Annotated in this window: 19 protein-coding genes, 1 tRNA gene and 1 pseudogene; 9 read left to right on the top strand and 12 right to left on the bottom strand. The window is 56.9% G+C overall.

The genetic code is table 11. The features are described 5' to 3' along the window. Positions 1 to 55: 55 nt before the first annotated feature. Genes hisD through ACR0BU_RS05040 form a run of 5 tightly spaced genes read right to left on the bottom strand, consistent with a single transcriptional unit; the run spans position 56 to position 3,839 of the window. Entirely contained in the window at positions 56 to 1,357 is a 1,302-nt protein-coding gene (gene hisD, locus ACR0BU_RS05060; RefSeq protein WP_480735904.1) for a histidinol dehydrogenase, read from the bottom strand. Positions 1,358 to 1,416: 59 nt separating this feature from the next. Beyond that, positions 1,417 to 1,935 (bottom strand): GNAT family N-acetyltransferase, encoded by a 519-nt coding sequence (locus tag ACR0BU_RS05055; protein WP_480735905.1) that lies wholly within the window; start codon positions 1,933 to 1,935, stop codon positions 1,417 to 1,419. Then, on the bottom strand, positions 1,936 to 2,412 hold the full coding sequence (locus ACR0BU_RS05050) for a DUF2948 family protein (protein ID WP_480735906.1): 477 nt from the start codon (positions 2,410 to 2,412) through the stop codon (positions 1,936 to 1,938). Continuing rightward, positions 2,409 to 3,677 carry a UDP-N-acetylglucosamine 1-carboxyvinyltransferase gene (gene murA, locus ACR0BU_RS05045; RefSeq protein WP_480735907.1) on the bottom strand — a complete coding sequence of 423 codons (1,269 nt, stop codon included), beginning with the start codon at positions 3,675 to 3,677 and terminating at the stop codon, positions 2,409 to 2,411. Before murA ends, ACR0BU_RS05050 begins: the two co-directional genes overlap by 4 nt. Before the next feature lie 6 nt (positions 3,678 to 3,683). After that, positions 3,684 to 3,839: a hypothetical protein gene (locus ACR0BU_RS05040; protein ID WP_298936911.1), complete on the bottom strand. Its 156-nt coding sequence runs from the start codon at positions 3,837 to 3,839 to the stop codon at positions 3,684 to 3,686. Between the two features lie 83 nt (positions 3,840 to 3,922). Between ACR0BU_RS05040 and ACR0BU_RS05035 the strand changes: the two genes are divergently transcribed. Beyond that, a tRNA-Thr gene (locus tag ACR0BU_RS05035) sits at positions 3,923 to 3,997 on the top strand. A gap of 164 nt (positions 3,998 to 4,161) precedes the next feature. Continuing rightward, positions 4,162 to 5,007, top strand: a complete 846-nt coding sequence (locus ACR0BU_RS05030; protein WP_480735909.1) for an FkbM family methyltransferase — start codon at positions 4,162 to 4,164, stop codon at positions 5,005 to 5,007. Between the two features lie 640 nt (positions 5,008 to 5,647). Here the strand turns inward: ACR0BU_RS05030 and ACR0BU_RS05025 are convergent. After that, entirely contained in the window at positions 5,648 to 6,598 is a 951-nt protein-coding gene (locus ACR0BU_RS05025) for a GlxA family transcriptional regulator (protein ID WP_480735911.1), read from the bottom strand. Between the two features lie 167 nt (positions 6,599 to 6,765). Between ACR0BU_RS05025 and ACR0BU_RS05020 the strand changes: the two genes are divergently transcribed. The 4 genes from ACR0BU_RS05020 to ACR0BU_RS05005 are packed head-to-tail and all read left to right on the top strand — an operon-like array spanning position 6,766 to position 11,253. After that, the gene (locus tag ACR0BU_RS05020) at positions 6,766 to 7,476 is read left to right on the top strand and encodes a GntR family transcriptional regulator (protein ID WP_300070285.1); all 711 of its coding nucleotides are present in this window, start codon (positions 6,766 to 6,768) and stop codon (positions 7,474 to 7,476) included. 7 nt (positions 7,477 to 7,483) lie between these two features. Continuing rightward, positions 7,484 to 8,401 (top strand): dihydrodipicolinate synthase family protein, encoded by a 918-nt coding sequence (locus ACR0BU_RS05015; RefSeq protein ID WP_298936915.1) that lies wholly within the window; start codon positions 7,484 to 7,486, stop codon positions 8,399 to 8,401. An 18-nt stretch (positions 8,402 to 8,419) separates the two neighbouring features. Then, the gene (locus ACR0BU_RS05010; RefSeq protein ID WP_480735913.1) at positions 8,420 to 9,916 is read left to right on the top strand and encodes an aldehyde dehydrogenase; all 1,497 of its coding nucleotides are present in this window, start codon (positions 8,420 to 8,422) and stop codon (positions 9,914 to 9,916) included. Then, positions 9,913 to 11,253 carry an NAD(P)/FAD-dependent oxidoreductase gene (locus ACR0BU_RS05005; protein WP_480735914.1) on the top strand — a complete coding sequence of 447 codons (1,341 nt, stop codon included), beginning with the start codon at positions 9,913 to 9,915 and terminating at the stop codon, positions 11,251 to 11,253. Before ACR0BU_RS05010 ends, ACR0BU_RS05005 begins: the two co-directional genes overlap by 4 nt. A gap of 9 nt (positions 11,254 to 11,262) precedes the next feature. On the opposite strand, the gene ACR0BU_RS05000 is transcribed toward ACR0BU_RS05005, so the two are convergent. The 6 genes and pseudogenes from ACR0BU_RS05000 to ACR0BU_RS04975 form a co-directional block, all read right to left on the bottom strand. Then, the gene (locus ACR0BU_RS05000) at positions 11,263 to 11,997 is read right to left on the bottom strand and encodes an SDR family NAD(P)-dependent oxidoreductase (protein ID WP_480735916.1); all 735 of its coding nucleotides are present in this window, start codon (positions 11,995 to 11,997) and stop codon (positions 11,263 to 11,265) included. Then, on the bottom strand, positions 11,994 to 12,725 hold the full coding sequence (locus tag ACR0BU_RS04995) for an SDR family NAD(P)-dependent oxidoreductase (RefSeq protein WP_480735917.1): 732 nt from the start codon (positions 12,723 to 12,725) through the stop codon (positions 11,994 to 11,996). Before ACR0BU_RS04995 ends, ACR0BU_RS05000 begins: the two co-directional genes overlap by 4 nt. 12 nt (positions 12,726 to 12,737) lie before the next feature. After that, positions 12,738 to 13,841 (bottom strand): mandelate racemase/muconate lactonizing enzyme family protein, encoded by a 1,104-nt coding sequence (locus ACR0BU_RS04990; protein WP_480735919.1) that lies wholly within the window; start codon positions 13,839 to 13,841, stop codon positions 12,738 to 12,740. 71 nt (positions 13,842 to 13,912) lie between these two features. Continuing rightward, positions 13,913 to 15,460 (bottom strand): trimethylamine methyltransferase family protein, encoded by a 1,548-nt coding sequence (locus ACR0BU_RS04985; RefSeq protein WP_480735920.1) that lies wholly within the window; start codon positions 15,458 to 15,460, stop codon positions 13,913 to 13,915. Between the two features lie 169 nt (positions 15,461 to 15,629). Continuing rightward, complete coding sequence (locus ACR0BU_RS04980) at positions 15,630 to 17,456, bottom strand: BCCT family transporter (RefSeq protein ID WP_299076848.1); 1,827 nt, start codon at positions 17,454 to 17,456, stop codon at positions 15,630 to 15,632. 513 nt (positions 17,457 to 17,969) lie between these two features. Beyond that, a pseudogene (locus tag ACR0BU_RS04975) lies at positions 17,970 to 18,116 on the bottom strand (helix-turn-helix domain-containing protein); the annotation flags it as partial. A 512-nt stretch (positions 18,117 to 18,628) separates the two neighbouring features. Here ACR0BU_RS04975 and ACR0BU_RS04970 point away from each other — a divergent pair. The 3 genes from ACR0BU_RS04970 (at position 18,629) to ACR0BU_RS04960 (ending at position 21,071) form a co-directional block, all read left to right on the top strand. Next, a complete protein-coding gene (locus ACR0BU_RS04970) occupies positions 18,629 to 19,534 on the top strand; it encodes a LysR substrate-binding domain-containing protein (RefSeq protein WP_480735922.1) in 906 nt (301 codons plus the stop codon). 99 nt (positions 19,535 to 19,633) lie between these two features. Further along, positions 19,634 to 20,788: an aromatic ring-hydroxylating oxygenase subunit alpha gene (locus tag ACR0BU_RS04965; protein ID WP_480735923.1), complete on the top strand. Its 1,155-nt coding sequence runs from the start codon at positions 19,634 to 19,636 to the stop codon at positions 20,786 to 20,788. A gap of 43 nt (positions 20,789 to 20,831) precedes the next feature. Next, positions 20,832 to 21,071 carry a hypothetical protein gene (locus ACR0BU_RS04960; RefSeq protein ID WP_480735924.1) on the top strand — a complete coding sequence of 80 codons (240 nt, stop codon included), beginning with the start codon at positions 20,832 to 20,834 and terminating at the stop codon, positions 21,069 to 21,071. Positions 21,072 to 21,182 lie beyond the last annotated feature (111 nt).

The following is a 21,182-nucleotide window of genomic DNA, read 5'->3' as shown; positions in this document are numbered from 1 at the left end:
CGCGCCGAGGGGGCAACGCCGCGATCGGCAACCACCCAAAAGACGTTGCGCGCCTTCAATCGTTCAATCTGTCCAGCCGCGCCTGAACGGATAGCCCGTGCGCCTCGAGGCTTTCGGATTGCGCCAATTTCGCGGCGGCAGGACCAATGATGCGCAAGGCTTGCGGTGTCATCCGGCTGAGCGTGGTCCGCTTGAGAAAGTCCATCACGCTGAGCCCGGATGAAAACCGTGCCGACCGCGCCGTTGGCAGCACATGATTGGGGCCACCAACGTAATCGCCAATCGCTTCGGGCGTGTACTGGCCCAGAAAAATTGCACCGGCGTGAATGGTTTTGTCGCAAAGACCCGCCGGGTCGGCTACGCAAAGCTCCAGATGCTCGGGCGCGATGCGATTGGACAGCATCGCGGCCTCGTCCAGATTGCGAACGGTGATGACGGCACCGTAATCGCGCCAGCTGGCGCCTGCGATGGCACGGCGTTGCAGCGTTTCCAGACGTTTTTCCACCGCCTGCGTCACAGATCGCCCAAAAGCAGCGTCATCAGTGATCAGAATCGACTGAGCGCTTTCGTCATGCTCGGCCTGGCTGAGCAGGTCCAGCGCGATCCAGTCGGGATCATTGTCCTTATCCGCGATCACCAGGATTTCGGAAGGACCAGCGATCATGTCGATGCCGACCTTGCCGAAAACCCGCCGTTTCGCTGCTGCAACATAGGCATTGCCCGGACCGGTGATCTTGTCCACCGGCGGAATCGTTTCGGTTCCATAGGCCAGTGCGGCAATCGCCTGCGCCCCGCCGATGCGGTAAATCTCATCAACGCCTGACAATTTCGCCGCAAGCAGGACAAGCGGGTTCACCTGCCCGTCCGGGGTTGGCACAGCGATCGCCAAACGCGAAACACCAGCCACCTTGGCAGGGATTGCGTTCATAAGAACAGACGACGGATAAGACGCCAGCCCACCCGGCACATAGAGCCCGGCAGCGGAAACAGCTGACCAACGCCAGCCCAAAGTTGCGCCGGCATCATCCGCCCACTCGCGATCCTCCGGCATTTGTTTTTCGTGATAAGCACGGATGCGATCCGCAGCCAGTTCCAGCGCGACGCGATCTTGTGTCGTGACTGTGGCGACCGCGTCGGCAATCTCGGACTTGCTGAAGGCCAGCATGTCCGGGGTCAGTTCCAGCCGGTCGAACTTCGCCGTCAATTCGATCACGGCCGCATCGCCTCGGCTGCGTACGTCTTCGATGATTTGCGCAACAACCGCGTCGACGTCGGGGCTGTCTTCGCGCTTGGCAGTTAGCAGCGCTTGAAAGGCGGCCTCGAAATCGGGCGATATGGTCTCAAGGAAAACGGGCATGATCTGTCACTCCGGGCGTTTCAACGGGACATATCGCCGGGATGGGCCAGCCTCAACCCTCAGTCCGTGGGGTGCAGCGATTTGCGCATCGCAAAACACGACAGGTCATTGCGTTCGCTGCACTGACCCGTGGCCACCCATCCGTTCTTCCGATAGAAATCCTGCGCGGTCCGTGTGGCCTCCAGATGAGCCTCGGGATGCCCGGCTGAAGTGATTTCTTGCTCAAGCTGGTTTAGCATAGCCAAACCGAGGCCGCGACCAGTGCGGTTGGGATCAACGTAAAGTAAAGTGATCTCGTCCATTCGCAGGCCACCGACCGCTGCGACCTGTCCGCCATAGTCGGCAACCCAGAGTACAGACCCAGACTGAACCCAATCTCGGAGTGTTTCAGGGGTTTTGTTGGCCGTCCATTCTGCCAGTACCTGCGGATCGTCTTCATGATCCGCAGCGCATAGGCGCGTGATTGAGCGTATAAGCACATCGCTCATTTCAAACACATCAAACACAGTCGCCCGTCGCAGCTCTAACCCGTCGGGCTGCTTGTTGAACGCTTGTGGGATACCGCGCTTGTTTCCCATCTACTCGGGATGATGTGGCGCGTGACCTGACGGGGCTTTGTAAGGGCGGGTCACGTCCTTGAGCGTAGCATCCAGCGCCTCAACCGCTAGCCGGATTGCACCGTCACCTGCCAAGGTCAACAAAACATGACCCGCGCCATCTTCGCCGGGTTCAAAATCGACCGACAACAAAGACAAGATCATGTCCTGATCACTCCGGTCGATGCCCTGACTGGCAACAGACAGAACAGAATCGAACATCAAAACGGACTGAACCCGCTCGAACGACCGGTTCCGCCGCGCCGCCGCGTCCCTGTCTTCCCATCGAAAGCGATTCAACAGCAGGGCAAAGCGACGCTGCGATGGCTTCCATGTCATCTCGGTGACCGGAAAGATCGCGTCCTGCGCCAGAGTCGATATCACCTGCAGGTCATCGCCATCTTCGGCGCCAAGGTTCAGCGGCGCCTCGCGCCCGTCTTCAAAACTTGCGTCTGTCATTGACCTTTGATCCGTTCAATCTTTGCGCCCACGCCTTCCAGCTTGCGCACCACATGCTCATATCCGCGATCAAGATGATAGACCCGACTGACTGTTGTTTCGCCCTCGGCGGCCAGTCCGGCAAGGATCAACGAGACCGACGCGCGCAGATCCGTCGCCATCACAGGCGCACCTTTCAGACGCTCGACACCCTTCACAGTAGCCGTCCCGCCATGTACCTCGATATCCGCGCCCATACGGACCAGTTCCGGAGCATGCATGAACCGGTTCTCGAAGATGCGCTCTTCCAGCACCGAGGTACCCTCGGCTGTACACATCAGCGCCATCATCTGCGCCTGCAGGTCGGTCGGGAAGCCCGGGAAAGGTTCTGTCACTACATCAACCGCAGCCACACGACCATTCTTGCGCGTCACTTTCAGTCCCTTGTCGGTTTCTTCAACACTGACACCCGCCGCATCCAGTTTGGCTGCGAAGGATTCAACCAGCCGCATGCGTCCGCCCAGCAGCTCTACCTCACCACCGCAAATGGCCGGAGCCAGCATATAGGTGCCCAGCTCAATCCGGTCCGTCACTACCTGATGGGTCGCGCCGTGCAGACGGTCGACACCCTGAATTTCGATCGTCGAAGTCCCCTCGCCCGCAATCTGCGCGCCCATCTTGCGCAGGCATTCGACCAAATCGACAATCTCGGGCTCGCGTGCGGCGTTTTTCAGGACTGTTGTGCCCTTGGCCAGCGTCGCGGCCATGACGATGTTTTCCGTCGCCCCGACCGAGGCAAAGCGCATTTCATGCATGGCACCTTTCAACCCGCCAGCGGCCTTGGCGTAGAGGTATCCATCCTTCAGTTCAATCTCGGCCCCCAGGGCCTCAAGACCTTCGACGTGTAAATCCATCGGGCGCGCGCCAATTGCGCATCCCCCCGGCAGTGAGACAACCGCATGCCCAAAGCGCGCCAGCAAAGGACCCAACACCAGATTTGAGGCGCGCATCTTGCGCACGATTTCGTAGTCGGCCGTCTGACTGGTCAAATCGTGACTGGACATCGCCTGAACCTGGCCATCTTGCAGCGAAGACACCTCGGCCCCCAGCGATTGCAGCAAGGCCGTCATTGTTTTGATGTCACTGAGGCGCGGCGCGTTGGTCAGCGTCAGCGGTTCTTCGCTGAGCAGAGTCGCGGGCATCAGCGTCAGACACGCGTTTTTTGCCCCCGCAATCGGTATCTGACCGTTCAGCGGCCCGTTGCCCGTCACCAGAATCGAATCCATCTGCTCTTATCCCTCGTCTTTGCCGACCTTGTCATCCGAAGTCGCGCGCGCCTTAGCCTGAGCCTTGCGCCGTGCAAGGTTGGCCTTGAGCGAAGCCTTCAGCCTGTCCTCGCGCGTTTCGCCGGATTTGCCGTGTTTTTTAGGTGAAGTTTTATCTGCCATTCCCTTTCTCTACAGGAGGCGAAAAAAAGCGTCCAGACACCCTTGCGCCGCGTTTCGTTTAAGTCTAATCACCCGCCCACAGCGCTGCTGTAGCTCAGAGGTAGAGCACTCCCTTGGTAAGGGAGAGGTCGAGAGTTCAATTCTCTCCAGCAGCACCACCTTACTTTTTAGATCCGCGATTTCCTTCAACAGACTGAAAGGAAAGGCAGAACCGGTGACTCCACAGCCCGCCATCAGTTATGGGCTTGAGCCGAAAAAGACTTGGCTCCATATTCCGGTTCCAAAACAGTGTGCTCTAATGAGATAACAGTCTGGCTAAACAATGAACAATGATCAGATTCAGATGTTGCGCACCAAATGCGCTTCGATTCAGTTGCTGCTTTCAGAGAGCAGCCCGTTGAACGGTTCATTCGAAGGTGGCAGCGAGGTATCCCTTCGCACAGATGGCTCTATTTTTCCCCATGTGGCAAAACACCAAGAATGGAATTTTGGCGAGACACGGTTTATTCAACAAGCCTGCGTTGAAGGAGAGTATCACCTGATTGATGTCGGTGCGAATGTAGGACTGTATTCGAGACAGGCACTGATCAACTATCCAAAAATCAAGTCGGCATCGTGTTTCGAGCCGAGCCCGGACAATGTTGAGCACCTAAAGCGAAATCTGAAAGCAATACCAACTGCATCAGTATTCGACTTCGCCCTGGGCACCTCAGATGGCGAGTTGACCTTTTACATTGATGAAATAAACGGTGGAAATTTCTCCTTTAATGAGAATGCCGTCACTGGGCGAAAACATCATGTGATCAAAGCCCCGGTCAGAAGAATTACAGAGAATTTGCTAGATGAATGCATGGGGCAACTCGCCACCGATCGACGATTGATATGGAAATCCGATACCCAAGGTCTGGATGAGGTATTGATGAGTGAACTGCCGTTACGGTTCTGGCAACGCGTAGACTTAGCCGTTTTCGAAGGATGGCGGATCCCAAAACCTACCTTTGATACAAATGCCTTCCGCGCAGTTCTCGACTCCTTTGACCACATCTACCTGATAAGAAACAGAGGCAAGGGTTTGGAGCCGATAGATGCATCAAGTTGTATTGAATACCTGTCTGCAACAGATCGGAAATGGGGAGACATTTATATGTCTCGCAGGGAGCTACACTGAGTCAAATGCTCGCGGTAATCAGGGGCTATGGCGACTTCTTAGGATCAAATGTGAAACACCAAGTGATCACCGAAGATCGTATCCCGATCATTGAGCATTTTGAGGTCTGTTCTGATAGCTTGCTCCAAATACATCTGCCTCCAAGCCGGGGTCTTGCCGAAGTTTGAAAAGCCGGAAAGCCCGACCACTGCGCTAGATTCGGGAGGCGCAGATCGGGGCCAATAGCACAGAAGGAAAATGCCCGTTATCCTACCTAAGGCGAAAGGCACGATGTTAGTGGTGCTGCCACCAATCTTGACAACGGAACCCGCTGCAAGTTCCTGTTGTATCCCTCCGGCGGCTGGCTCTGTAAGGGCGTGAAGCCAGTTTTAGAGCCAGGCGCGCCTTCGCAATGTTAATCATTATGGCAGCAGCCAACTCACAACGGACATGTTCTGGCAATAATTATGCCAATGTTTGCATGTATCTCTGCTCAACCCTGCCGATGTGTTTACAAGTCCAGTTTTAACGAGGGGGTCTTTCGGCGAGGTGAGTGGGGTGAGCGCAAGACCAGTTACTTGGCAATTCAGTTTTGCTGCTCACCCCGCATTTGTAGTCGGAGCCAAGTGGATGGCAAGCACACATTAAAGCGCCCTGCATATCAGTCGATTTTGCTCTTTTGTGCATGCGGCGTTATGCCAAAATTTGAACGATAGACTCGGGAGAAATGTCCGGGGTTCTCGAACCCGCAGGCCATTGCGACCTCGGTGACCGAGGCCTCTGTCTGCAACAGAAGCTTTTGCGCCCGCTCAAGGCGCATTTCCATAAAGTACTTCTTGGGCGACGTATTCAGATACTTCCCGAACAACCGCTCCAATTGACGGGTGGAAATCCCCAATTGGTTGGCAATGTGGGACGGAGACGCCGGCGCATCGATGCTGTCCTGCATTATATGGATCGCTTTGGCCAAATGTGCGTTTCGCATGCCATTGCGCGATTGCAGGGAAACGCGTTGCTTGGCGGTTGCGTTTCGGACCGCGTTATAAACCATCTGATCGGCGACATCGATTGCCAGCTCTTCGCCATGGTCCTGTTCGATCAGATGCAACATCAGATCCGCCGTCGCCGTCCCACCCGATGCGGTGATGTGTTTTTCGTCAGCAACAAAAACGCTTCGCACCAGATTGACCTCTGGAAAGGCCTCCATGAAAGCATCGTGGTACTCCCAGTGAATCGCCGCCTGCATTCCATCCAGAAAACCTGCCTCGGCCAACAACCACGCCCCCGAGCATAATGCGCCAATCGATGTACCCCGCGCGCGCTCGCGCCGCAGTGTGGCCAATAACGGACGCGTGACATGGTCGCGCATGTGAATACCTGACAGGACAAACAGCTGGTCACATTTTGGCAGCCCGTCGAGACCGGAATGAACCAGCGTGACCGAGCCGTTCGAGCACACCGCGTGTTCGCCATCCTCTGACACAAAAGACCATTCATACAGGTCTTTGCCGCTGACAAGGTTCGCAATGCGCAAAGGCTCAACCGCGCAGGAAAAGGCGAGGTGCGAGAACTCCTCGATCAGGACGAAGGTGATGTGCCCGGTTTGGCGCATGTATGGTACCGATTTACGATTCAGGGCCCAAAAGCCCAGGGTGTTTTCCAGGTCCCCTATGCTGCACGATTTTTTTCTGTATACAAGTTGTATTTATTTCGCATACACATTGGCGAAATGTCGGTCAGATCGCGATTCGGCCCGACTGAGCCGCGCAAAGGTCAGGAATGAAGGACGACGCCAAATCACGCAAAGACCGGTTGAGGGATCATCTGAAGGTCTCAATCTTAACTCTAAGCTTGCGGCCCGGCGCAGATCTGGACGAGGCGGATTTGTCTGATGCGTTTGGATTGTCCCGCACCCCCTTACGCGAAGTATTCCGCCAGTTGGCAGGTGAGGGCTACCTGGACCTGCGAACCAACCGCAGCGCCCGCGTGTCCGAGATGTCCTACACCACGCTGCGCGATTTCTTTCTGGCGGCACCGATGATCTATGGCGCGATTTTGCGGTTGGCGGCCCTTAATGCGACGCCCGCGCAGATTGCGGACCTCAAAGCCGCACAGGAGACGTTCAAGGCGGCATTGCGATCCGGGTCTGGCGCGGACCGGGCGCTGGCCAATAATCGTTTTCACGAAGTCACCGGTGAGATGTCGGGCAATGTCTACCTGCTGCCCTCGTTCAACCGGTTGCTGATCGACCATGCCCGGATAGGCATGACATTCTATCGCCCGCAAGGTGCTCAGATGTCTGAAAACCTGTCGGTGGCCAGTCAGCAGCACGAGGCCATCATCGCCGCAATCGAGGCGCGCGATGACGCAGCAGCGGCGCAACTTGCCGAAGATCATTGGAACCTGTCGCGCGATCAGATCGAGCTTTTCGTGATGCCAGACGCACTGGATGTACCGATGGGCGCCCCGCCCCTGTCGAAACCTGCATGAGGACGGAATGAACCCGATATTCAGATTTGAGGGGATCTACACCCCCATCGTAACGCCGTATCACGGGGACGGCAGTGTCAACTGGGACGCCCTGTCCGAGGTAATCGAGTACCTGATTGAAAACGGTGTCCATGGGATGATCTCAGGCGGGTCCACCGGTGAGAACTATGCCCAAACCGTGGTTGAGCGTCTGGAACTGGCCCGGTTCACCTATGATCATCTGCAGGGGCGTTTGCCTTTGGTGGTTGGGACCGGAGCGATGCTGACGCCGGATTCAATCGCACTGGCCGCAGGCGCGCGCGAAATCGGTGCTGATGCGATCTTGTTGGCCAGCCCGCCCTATTCGGTACCAACTGACCGGGAAAACGCCCTGAATGCACTGGCCATCGACAAGGCCGCAGACCTGCCGGTGATGCTGTACAACTATCCGCATCGCACCGGCACAATGATGGGTGAGGAATTCCTTGACCGCGTTGGGCGCAGTCGAAATTTCTGCGGCATCAAGGAAAGCTCGGGCGACATCAATCGGGTGCATCTGCTGGCGCGAGACTATCCGCATATCCAACTGGGCTGCGGCATGGACGATCAAGCCTTGGAGTTCTTTGCTTGGGGCGCACCATTCTGGGTCTGCGGCGGATCAAACTTTCTGCCCGCCGAACATGTGGCGCTGTATCAGGCCTGCGTGATCGAGGGCAACTTTGCCAAGGGCCGTCGGATCATGTCTGCGATGATGCCGCTGATGCGGGTGTTGGAACAGGGCGGCAAGTTCATCCAGACGATCAAGCATGGCGTGACCATGAACGGGATCGACGCAGGCGCAATGCGACCTCCGCTGAAAGGCCTGAACAAGGACGACAAGCGCGCGCTGGAACAGGTGACGCGCGTGCTGAAAAAGACAATCGCTGACATCGTGGCTGAAAAATAGGATTGGGGGGTAAGAGACATGGATCTGCTGACACAGGACGAATACAAATCCATCGCCGCGGGCCTTGAATTGCCGACCGGAGCCTTCATTGACGGGGCGTACCGCCCGGCGATCTCGGGGCAGGTTTTTGAAACAGTAAACCCTGCAACCGGCGATAAGCTGGCCGATATCGCATCCTGCGGTGCGGCGGATGTAGATTCCGCGGTCGAAAAGGCGCGCGCGGCATTTGACGATGGGCGTTGGTCGAAGTTGCACCCATCTGATCGCAAGGACGTGCTGATCCGGCTGTGCAAACTGATAACCCGCAATGCCCGCGAACTGGCGGTGATGGAGAGCATCGACAGCGGTAAGACCATCTATGACTGCGAGACCGTGGATGTGCCCGAGACCATTCATTGTCTGAAATGGCACGCTGAAGCGATCGACAAGATCTATGATCAGGTTTCGCCTGCAAGCGATGATCATATCGCCATGGTGGTTCGCGAACCCATTGGTGTCGTGGGGCTGGTGCTGCCGTGGAACTTTCCGCTGCTGATGCTGGCCTGGAAAATCGGGCCAGCACTGGCCGCCGGATGTTCCGTCGTGGTGAAACCTGCGACGGAAACCTCGCTAACGGCCCTGCGGGTGGCTGAACTGGCAATGGAAGCGGGCCTGCCGCGCGGCGTATTGAACATCGTGCCAGGTGGCGGTGCTGAGGTGGGCGAACCCATCGGTCGGCATATGGATATCGACATGGTGTCGTTCACTGGCTCGACCGTAACCGGCAAGAGGTTCCTCAGCTATTCGGCGGAAAGCAATGCCAAGGAAGTTGTGCTTGAGATGGGCGGCAAAAACCCGGCCATCGTTATGGAGGATGCAGAGAACCTGGATCGTGTCGCGCAGCATGTGGTGAATGGGGCGTTCTGGAACATGGGCGAAAACTGCTCGGCCTCATCGCGCTTGATCGTCCATAAAGATGTGAAGGCCGAGCTGCTACAACGGATCGTGCACCATACAAAGCAGTGGAATATAGGCGACCCACTGGACCCGGAAACCCGCATGGGCGCGCTGGTCAGCGACGGTCATTACAACAAGGTTTGCGGCTATCTTGAGCAGGCCGAAAACGTGGTGATCGGCGGCAAGGCGGAAAGGGGATTTGTCGAGGCAACGGTGGTCGAAGTACCGAGCAACGACTCCAAGCTTGCGCGCGAAGAGATCTTTGGCCCTGTCTTGTCGGTGATCGAAGTGTCGGGATTTGATGAGGCCATTAAAATCGCGAATGACACTGACTATGGGCTTTGCGCCTCGATCTTCACGGAAAATGCAAAGCGCGCAATCCGTGGGGCCCGTGCAATCCGCGCAGGAACGGTTACGGTCAACAGCTTTGGCGAAGGTGACATCACTACGCCCTTTGGGGGCTACAAACAATCAGGTTTTGGCGGGCGGGACAATTCGCTTCACGCGCACGATCAGTACACCCAGCAGAAAACCATCTGGATCGATCTGGCGGATGATGCGGATGAGGCAGTGGATTGACACGATTCACCGCCAAACGCCTGCCCCGGCAAACCGGTCCAGCAGGGTGGAACGCCATCCTGCCGCCGCAGACGCCACTGACAGAGCTGGACCGGGACCTGACAGCCGATATCACAATCGTCGGCGGTGGATTTGCGGGGCTTTCAGCGGCACGGCGATTGCATCAACTTGATCCGTCCCTGAAGATTGTCTTGCTAGAGGCGGGTCGCTTTGCCGAGGGATCTGCCGGTCGCAACTCTGGCTTCATGATTGACCTGCCGCATGATCTGGCATCCGACAATTATGCAGGTGATGGGCTTGACGCGGATCGGGCGACGATCGCCCTGAACCGGCGAGCCATTGCCTTTGCAACCGACATCGCCGCCGAGTGCGAGCTTCCACAGGAAGCGTTCGATCCCTGCGGCAAGTTCAATGCCGCTGCCACACGGGGCGGAGACGCCCATAACCGTGACTTTGCCGCACATCTGAACCGCTTGGGTGAACCGCATACCCTGTATGACCGGCAACAAATGCAACAGATCACGGGCAGCCCGCACTACACCTCAGGCCTATATGCGCCCGGCACGGTCATGATCCAACCTGCGGCCTATACTCGGGCGCTGTCGTCACGTCTGGCCGGACAGGTCAACTTGTTCGAACAGTCGCCCGTCACCGGGTTTGAACAGCAAGGCACCGGATGGTTGGTCAACACACCCAAAGCGCGCGTTGCCACGGGGCGGGTCGTTCTGGCCAATAACGGTCATGTCGAAAGCTTTGGATTCTTCCCCAGGCAGTTGATGCATATCTGCTTGTATGCCTCGCTCAGCGAACCCCTAAGGGCGGATCAGATCAAGGCGCTGGGGGGACAACCGCGTTGGGCGGTAACGCCTGCTGATCCGATGGGAACGTCTGTGCGGCGTGTCTCAGGCAGTTACGGTGACCGCATTCTGATCCGCACCTGTTCCAGCTTTCACCCAACGATTGAAACCAGCCAGATGCGCCTGCGCAACGCAGGCTGGGTGCATGATCGCAAGTTCCGTGAACGGTTCCCGAACCTGCCAGGGGTTCAGATGGAACATCGCTGGGCCGGGATGCTTTGCCTCAGCCGCAATGGCTCTTCGGCGTTCGGGGAACTTGAAAGCGGCGTCTATTCCGCTTGTTGCCAGAACGGTCTGGGGATCGCGCGGGGTACCTTACAGGGTATGGGGATTGCAGAGTTGATCCAAAAAGGCGGGTCTGAGATTGCCGATCACTTTCTGGCACAGCCTGACCTGCCGCGACTGCCGCCCGAGCCCTTCGCCTCGCTTGGGGCGAACAGCTATCTGATCTGGAAGGAATGGCGATCCGGCAAAGAGTGAAGCTGCCATTCAGGGCAGGCTGAGCTTTGCCATACGTCCGCCATCAACCGTGTAAATCTGGCCGGTGATGAACGCCGCATCATCTGACGACAGAAAGGCCACCAGTGCCGCGACATCGTCGGGCGAGCCGGTACGGGTGACGGGATGGATGCGTCCAATTTCTTGGCGGAATGCGTCAGGGTCCGGCATTGACGCAATGAATTCCATATTGAGTTCGGTGTCGATCCACCCAGGGGCGACCGCGTTACACCGGATACCTTCCGCACCGTGATCCACTGCAACTGCGCGGGTAAACCCGTGCAACCCTGCTTTGGAGGCGCAATAGGCCGCATGTCTGGGGTTGCTGCCCAGCCCTTCGATCGAGCCTATATTGACAATGTTTCCTCGGGTTTGCCGCAGGTGAGGCAGCGCGGCTTTGGTTAGCAAAAAAGGCGCCGTCAGGTTGACCGTCAGATTGCGCTGCCAGTCTTCAAGACCGATGTCTTCGACCAGCGCCTCCTGCATCATGCCAGCGTTATTGACCAGAATGTCCAGATGCCCTGCCCTGTCGACTACACTTGAGACGATCTGATCCGGGCTGTCCGGATCACCGAGGTCAGCCTCGATCCCTTCGAACCTCGGGTCTGCCCCGCGTTGGGCGGTGAAGACGCGCGCGCCTTCGTGTTGCAACCGCTCGGCTATGGCCCGCCCGATGCCGCTGCGTCCGCCGGTGACCAGCGCCGTTTTGCCCTCGAACCGCATCATGACACAGGTTTTCCGCCATTGACCTCAATCAGAGCGCCACAGACATAGCGGGATGCATCCGAGACCAGAAACATCACGACATCCGCGATGTCCTCAGGCTCGGCAATACGCCCAAGTGGAACGGTTTCCCCGAGCGATGCGATGGCTGAACCCGGGTCAAACCCGCGGTTTTCAAACCCCGAACGCAACATCGGTGTGTTCACTTCATTTGGGCAGACGGCGTTGATGCGAATACCCTGATGCGCGTGGTCCATTCCCATGCATTGGGTCAGTGACGCAATCGCAGCCTTTGTCATGCAATAGAGCGCGTGATTTGGGCCGGGGCGAAGACCCCAGCAGGATGCCGTATTGACGATAATCCCTCCGCCAGTGTCGGCTAAAATCGGGATCGCGGCGCGGCAAATGCGAAACGGGGCTTCGACATTCACGCCGACGGACAGCGACCAATCTGCGTCCGATGTGTCGGCTACCGACCCTCGAGTAATGACGCCGGCATTGTTGATCACAATATCCAGGCCACCCAGATGCGTGGCAGCACTCTGCGGCAAGGTATTGGCGTAGTCGGCATCCAAAAGATCGCCGGGCAAGTGGGCCTCGGCCTCTATCCCATCGACAGACCGATCTGCGACCGCGACGCGCGCACCAGCTGCGCGCAATCGCTGCACAATCGATGCGCCAATGCCACCTGCGGCGCCGGTCACCAAGGCCGCCTTTCCCGTCAATTCCATCTAGCCCCCCTTTCAGAAAGACGCGGCAGGCGCGCCAAACACGCTTTCATCCGGCAAGACGCCCAAACCCGGGCCCGTCGGCACCACGATATGGCCCTTTTCGATCCGAATTCCGTTCTCGACGTCGTAGTTGCCGTCGATATACGGCGCGGCCAGCCAAACGCCTTCAAGCAAATCCGGGCGAACTGTGGCCCCGATATGCGTACAGGCTGCAGCGATGACATCGCCACCCCAGCTGTCATCGCAGGTGTGAGGCAAATTTCGCGCCTCGCACAGATCACGGAATGCACGCATCGGGTGCAGCCCGCCGATCCGGGTGACTTTCATACCAAACCCATCGACCAGCCCGGTTCCCGCCGCCGAGATCACCGTGTTCAGGCTGGTGCTGTTCTCATCCATGTAGATGGCGTGATTCACCTGAGGTCGGATTTTTTGGAGATCCTCAACCGTGTTGCAAGGTTGTTCCATGACAAACGGTACTTCCGGACACTCTCGGCTGACCCGCAGCGCATCGCGTGTTGTCCAGTCCCGATTGCCATCCACAGCCAGACGCATGCCCGAGCCGCGGATAACCTGCCACACTTTGTGGATAGTTTCGATGTCCAGCTCGACCGGACGCCCACCAACTTTCACCTGCAGACGGGGGTAGCCCTCGTCCCGCTTCTCAGCCGCGAGACGGGCGATATCGTCAGGAGCACCAACACCTGTGGCATAGTAGGACGGCACTGAGTTCGTAGCAGCGCCGCCGAGCAATGCAGAAACACTGACGCCCAGATGCTTGCCCAACAGGTCATGCGCCGCAATGTCGATTGCAGCTTTGGCATAGTTGTGCCCGTTCAGCAGCCCATCCATGTGGCGATGCAGGGTCAGCGGCAGAACCTCGACCCCGATCAGACCGCGCGCCATCTGTGACAAAGCGGACCGGGCACCTGCCGCATGCGCCTCGGCGTAGGTCGGACCCACAGGACAGGTTTCGCCCCATCCTACTAGGCCGTTATCCGCAACCAGCTTGACCAAGGTGGTGTCCAGCGCCCAGACTTCTGCCTTCGCCATCGTGTAGGGGCCATTCTTCACAGGTAAGTCATGGCTGTAGATGTGAATTTCTGCGATTTTCAATCTTTGATCCCTGGTCCTTTTGCGCCAAAACGTCACCTAAATTGCCGGTGGCGCAAGGCCGGGCGCGTGCCCTAATATGCCTGATTCAACTCATCTGCGGCCGGAATTTCCCGTTCCCGGCGCGCGACATAATCCAGAAGCTCTTCGTTTTTCGCTTCGTCCAGCTTGGGTTCTTCATATTCAGCCAGAAGTTTGCGCGCGTGGTTCAGTGCACGTTCTGTGATCTCGACCTCGCCCTCGGCCGCCCATTGTTCTATGGAGTTATTGTCGAACATCTCGGGCATGAAGAACGCGGACTGGAAATTGTCCTGAGTGTGCGGATGGCCCAGATAATGCCCACCCGGCCCGACATCCGGCACCGCGGCCAGAGCCTGATCGAAATCACCCCATTTCGGTCCTTCAGCCATGCGATATGCCATGGCGCATTGCTCGGCATCGACGATGAATTTGGCGACCGAGCAGTGCATTCCGGCCTCGTTCCAGCCAGCAGAGTGCCATATGTAGTTCGCACCGGAATGGATCACAGCCTGCAGCGTTGTCGCCGACTCATAGCCCGCCTGAGCGTCAAAGGTTTTGGCCCCGCCCAGCGTGTTTGATGTGCGCCAGGGCACTTGGTAGTACCGCGCCATCTGCCCGATCATGAAATTCATCAGGTTGATCTCGGGCGTGCCCGCCATGGGTGCGCCGGATTTCATCGACACGGTAGACAGGTAATGACCATAGATCGCAGGGGCGCCTTTGCGGATCACTTGCGTGTAGGCCAGCGCGCTCAGCGCTTCGGCATTCAGTTGGGCAACGGTGGCTGGCACGCTGGCCGGTGTATTGGCACCGCCCAACACGAAGGGCGAGCAGAGGACCGGTTGGTTGCGGCGGCAGAAGGCCCGCATTGCGCCCAGCATGGTCTCGTCCCACACCAGGGGCGAATTGCCATTGCAATTGCCGGTTGTGACGGCATGATTTTCAAGGAAGTCCGCACCAAACAGTATTGCGCACATGTCCAACACGTCCTCGGCATTCTTCGGCGAGGTAGTCATGCCCATGAAGGTCTTGTCCGAATGTTTCATCGACGAATAGGTGATCCGCAGGTGGCGCTGGCTGATCGGATGATCATAAGGTTCCACGATGTGGTGCGCCGAAGAATGCAAGGCTGGCATCATGTGGCTAAGCTTGTGGAACATGGCCAGATCATCCAACGTCGGATTGCGACGCACATCGTCCAGATCCCGCAGGAAAGGCGCACCAGTCATCGGCACGAAGATCGAGTGTTTGCCACCCAGCCGCAGGTTCTTTTTCGGATTGCGCGCATGATAGGTGAAGTCCGAAGGAATCGTGGCGATCAGTTCCCGCACCATGCCACGATCGAGATACACCAGCTCACCCTCTACCTTAGCCCCGGCCCGTTTCCAATCTTCCAAGGCGATCGCATCGCGGAACTGGACGCCCACATTTTCGAGAATGTCCATCGAGGCGTTGTCAATCCGCTCAACCTGGCTTCCGTCCATCACTTCGCACAGCGGTATTGCGCGGGTCAGGCCCGGCAGCATGTCAAAGTTCGGTGCGGTGCGCATAGCGCGGCGGGCGGAACGTCCACCTGATCTGGTTGGTGTGCGGATATTCACAAGGCGATCCTCCATCTTATGATTAACTGTGAAGGATTCGAAGCTCGACCACCTCTCTGATTGCGATATGTGTTTGCAAGAAGCGACACGACGTTACAGAGGGTCGCCAATGCGAAAAGCGCCGCCCAAAAGGGCGGCGCTTCGGTCATTTTCTTGTCAGGCCTTGGCTTTATTCAGCAGCCTGCGCGCTTTGCCCGGTGTGCTTGTCACGCTGACCGTCCCGGAACAGGGCTTTGCCCAGCGAGACACACATCAAGCCCATCACAATCGTAAACGGCAGCGCGCCGATGATCATGGCGTTGCGCAAGGCATCCATAGGGTTGTTGTCGCCTGCCGCCAGGATCAGTGCGCCGATCACAGCCGTCAGGATGACACCCCAGATGATGCGGTGCTTGACCCCGGTTTCCTGGCTGCCACCGGACATGATGGTATTCATCACCAGAATGCCCGAGTCAGCAGACGTGACCAGAAAGGTCATGATAAGGATCACGCACATAACGTTCAGCATGGACAGCAATCCACCATCGATCATGTAAGACAGGGTCACGAACAGCTTGTTTGTGTTCGATGCGCCAATGATCGCGCCTTCGGCGGCTCCGGCCAGTTCCAGATCAATCGCAGTACCACCCAGAACGGTCATCCATGCAAAGCATACCAGCGCCGGTGCGAACACGCAGCCCAGGATGAACTCACGCACGGTCCGACCTTTGGAGATGCGTGCCAGGAAGAGGCCCACAAATGGCGAGAACGCAATCCACCAGGCCCAGTAGAACGTGGTCCAACCCGACTGCCAACCAAACTGACGACCTTGTTCACCCGCTGCATAAACAGCAGCCAGTGTTTCCTCGTCCAATTCAGCTGCCGCACCTTCAAGACCGCTCTTGAAGCCATCAAAGCTGCCCCATGCGTTGGTTGCACCACCGATCAAGTCATCTGCATGCGCTTGTGCCGCCTCAGGCAGACCCGCTGCAAACGCATCCGCCGACAACGGACCATAGGCACCAAAGCTGAGTGACAGGAAGTTCAAGATATAGTCGACCATCGCCGCGCCGTAAGTGGTCAGCGCGAAAACGAACGAGCCAAACACGACAAATGTACCCAGCAGGATAATCGACAGAACCAGGTTCAGGTTCGACAGGTATTTAACGCCGCGGCCAACACCCGACACAGCCGAGATGATAGACAAGGTCATGATGACTACAAGGCCCGCGATCAGACCTACTTTGCTGGGGGTCGGCACTTCGCCCGTCAGGTCCATGATCCATCCCATACCGGTAATGGCATAAACACCGTCGATGAATTGGCTGACACCAAACCCAATGGTCACAGACACACCGAGGATGGTTGCAACCACGCCCAGAACGTCAACGACATGGCCAAGGAAGCCGTTCATCAGACGGCCAAACAGAGGCGTAAGCGCTGCGCGAATGGTCAGTGGCATATTGCGCGTATAGGCGTAGTAAGCCAGAGACAGGCCCGTTACCACATAGATTGCCCAGGCGTGGAAGCCATAATGCAAGAATGTGTAGCGGTACGCAGACTGGATCGCTTCTGGTTCATTGCCGGCAACTGCACCCGATACTACCTCGGGGTTTGATCCCCAAAGGCCCAGCGGTTCAGCCGTTGCGAAAACCATTAGGCCAACGCCCAAGCCCGCACCAAACATCATCGAGAACCAAGAGAAATTGGAGAACTCGGGCTTTTCACCCGGGGTACCCATGATCCGCTTACCGGTGGACGGGATGATTGCGACAATTGCCAGGAACAGGAAAAACAGGCCCACAATGATGACGTAGAAACTGTTGAAAACCTCCAACAACCTGCCGTTCAAGCTGCCCAATGTACTGTTTGCATTCGCAGGAAAAACCAGTGCCCAGAGTACCAGGGCAACCATGATACCTTTGCTGATCAGCGCGATCGGAACGCTGTAATTTTCATAGAATCCGGCATCAGCCGTTTCTATCTCTAGGTCCGTAAATGGTTCTCTAATTGACATAAGGTTCCTCCCTGTTGTCACTTTCTCTTTATGGGGCCGCTCAGGCCAATTGGCATTGGGTTGATGCGCCCGCCGCGCCTTCTATTCGGACCCCTTCAAGCGGCGTAGTGTATACGGCCTCGGCTTTGGTGCGGAATACTCGCGGAACTCCCAGCAGTTTATGTCCGGCAGGCGCACTGTCTTGTGAATGAAAGGACGCGATCAAGTTCAGTGATGGCCACGTAAGACACCAAATTCGGCAATTTCGGATTGGGACAGAATGGAGTTGGAGGACGATATCAGTCAAACTCAAATAACTTTAACTGATTTCAGAAAACATGAAGCCGGGCGGCTCGTGTTGTATAGCTGCCATATCGGAAGATTTGCCAAGTTGATCATGGGATAACGGACGGATAGCCGCTCAGGTGCCTTCGCCGCAAACTTTTGACTTGATTGCCAAGAGCACGCCCGGCGGAATTGCAAAGTTGTTTGACAACCGTTGCAAACAGCCGCGCAAAGCGCAGTCAGGCAGTCATACAGCTTACGCCAACGATAATAGGTTTGTTCGCTCACGCCGATCTGGCGCACCGTATCCACAATCGTCATCCCTTGTCCTTAGTGAACTTCGCCCTGTCGAAGCTTCGATACAATCTCTTCGGGCTCTACCCGTTTCCCAGCCATTCGCTGATCCTTCGAATTGCCGAATGACGCATCGCTGTTAGCGAGCGACTCTCCGGGGGCGATTCCGCAGCTGGCCACACCTTCTGTCGAATAATCCTCACATGGCTCGGCCCGGGGCAAAAATGGCTGAACATCATGGTTCTTCCCTTCGAAGCCGCAGAACAATAAGCCGGAACCTCATGCCATCCTTTGTTAGCTTTTGGGGCTCTGATACGACAGAACACCCATAGGTTTCGTCGGACGAGCGATAATAAACAGCCGGCGCGGTGGCGTCGGAAGAGTAACGCGCGATGTAAAGCCGCTGCCGGTAAGAATGCGGCACTCATATGTAAGTATGGCGGCTTGCATATCTTATCATCGGACTGTCACCGACCCTTTCTGTCGGTTCGACGACCTATTCAGCAAACATAAGCGTCAAATGCACCTTCAGCGCATCATCTGCTGGTCTTCAAGGATAAAAAATTTCATACTCAAGCGAAGCAAACTAATCCGAAGCCAGTGACAAGACCCGAATGTCCCGACGCCATTACAATCTGCCCCCCTTGACCACCTTGTCCGCTTTCGAGGCCGCCGCACGACATCAGAGCTTTAAAAATGCCGCAGAAGAGCTTTCGGTGACGCCCGGAGCAGTCAGTCATCAGATCAAGGCGCTGGAAGGGTATCTTGAGACAGTTCTGTTTCAGCGCAAACATCGAAGCGTCGATCTGACCGATGACGGTAAGGCACTGTACGAAGTGCTGTCGACCTCTTTTCGTCGAATTTCACAAACCCTGTCTACCATCCGGGATCGGTCGTCAGCAGAAAAGGTCACGATAGGCTCCACAACGGCCGTGGCAGCGCTTTGGCTATCGCCAGCGGTCATTCGGTTCTGGCGCGAAATGCCGGATGTGAACGTGGATCAGATATCCCAGGACAGGCCCTTCAAGGATCGGCCGGATCTGGATTTTTTCATCAGATATGGGCGCGACCGGGATTCAAACCTGTCCCACACGCCCTTGTTTAGGGATCATCTTGTCCCCGTTGGCAGCCCGCAAGTGGCCGAAAACCTGGCGGGTGTAAGCCTGGAAGAGCTGGCCAGCCAACGCCTGATCCATCTGGATTCCGAGGATCGCAGCTGGACGACCTGGCCAGAATGGTTCCAGCAACTTGGGTATCAAAGCAAAATCCCAATCGAATCCAGCGTCAACAGCTACTCTGTTGCGTTGCAGCTTGCACGCAAAGGCGCTGGATTGGTGCTTGGATGGCAGCGGTTGATTCATCCCATGCTGCAGTCTGGGAAACTGGTGGCCATCGGGCCGCATAACCTGACCGCGCCCAACCAGTTTTACCTTGTGGGGCGCCCCGAGGAAGAGCTCTCGGAAAGCGCCCGCGCGCTTAAGAATTGGATCGTTCAGGAGGTTCACTCAAGCTCGGTTTAGATCAACTAAACCTTTGATGAGCTTTTCTGATATTGAGGCCGACCCATAGTCTCCGCCAATACGAGAGGGTCAGGTTTATCCCAGCCTCAGGAGAGTTCGATGAACAAGCACAGCCCGCTGTCGTCCGTTCTGACCGACGTAAACACGGCCAACGGCCTGCCCAACGAGCACTACATTGACCCGGAAACGTTCGCCGAAGAAAAGCGCTCGGTCCTGTTTGCGAACTGGTCCGGCATTGGGTTTGGCAAGGACGTTCCCGAAGCAGGCGACGCAAAGCCTGTCGATTTTCTGGGCATGCCACTACTGATCGTCAGGGACCGCGATGGCGAGGTCGGCGTGTTTCAGAACACTTGCCGTCACCGTGGCATGATCCTTGTGGATGCGCCCAAAAGGATCGGCGGCGCCATTCGGTGCCCGTATCACAGCTGGTGCTACAGCCTGAAAGGTGAATTGCGTGCGACCCCCCATGTGGGCGGCCCAGGCCAGAACAAGCACGAAGACGTAAACACCAAGGATCTGGGTTTGGTGCGCATTCGGTCGCATATCTGGCGCGACGTGATCTTTGTGAGTATTGACGGCAATGCCCCGGCGTTTGAAGACGCGCATGGCGCTTTGTTGGAGCGTTGGAAGGAATTCGATACGCCTATCTTCCATGGCGGTGATGAATCGTCATTCAAGCTTGAAGTCAAAACGAACTGGAAGCTGGCCGTAGAAAACTACTGCGAAAGCTATCACCTGCCCTGGGTTCACCCGGGCCTCAACAGTTACTCCCGATTGGAAGATCACTATAATATCGAAGAGCGTGGTCATTATTCCGGGCAAGGCACTTTGGTCTATCGCCAGTTGACCGACCAAAACGGTGCAAAACTGCCTGACTTCCCCGGTCTCGGCAGCCAATGGGATGAAGGCGCGGAATATATTGCCCTTTATCCCAACGTATTACTGGGCATACAGCGCGACCACAGCTTTGCGATCATCTTGGAGCCGGTGGATCACGAAAACACTGTCGAACATATCGAGCTGTACTACGCCAATAGCGAAGGCGACACGCCCGAACATGACGCGTTGCGCGCCTCAAACGCGCAATTGTGGAAGACTGTGTTCGAAGAAGATATTTTCGTTGTCGAGGGCATGCAGAAAGGGCGCCATGGCATGTTGTTTGACGGCGGGCGGTTCTCTCCGGCGATGGACGGACCGACCCATAACTTCCACCACTGGGTGGCAACTCAGATCGAGAACGGCCGCGCCGAGTGATTGGGGCTGCAATGCGCTGAGGGCTTGAAGGACCAATTTAACAATGGACAAAGGCGCCTTGGACAAGCTGCTGCTGGACGCGCATTCCAGAAACGACCGCAAGGATCTGGTCCGCTACTACGGGTTGGCGGCGGACGAGAGTGAAGCGACAGGTGACATTGATGCAGCCTGTTTCTATCTGACCCATGCCTTTGTCTTTGCACTTGAGGCCGGTGCACCTGAGGCCGACGCTTTGAACGCAAGGTTGGCTGAACACGGGCGAGCCGAAAGACTGACGTTCTGACTTTGTACGCAGGCACTCGAGCCGCCACTGAACGGTCGCATTCCCCCACGAGACCCTGTTCACATGTCAACATCCGCCTATAGTCTCGGGACATAGCAACGGGTCGTTTGA

Source organism: Ruegeria sp. CK2, from assembly GCF_056536585.1.
This window is presented reverse-complemented; position numbering and strand designations above follow the sequence as displayed.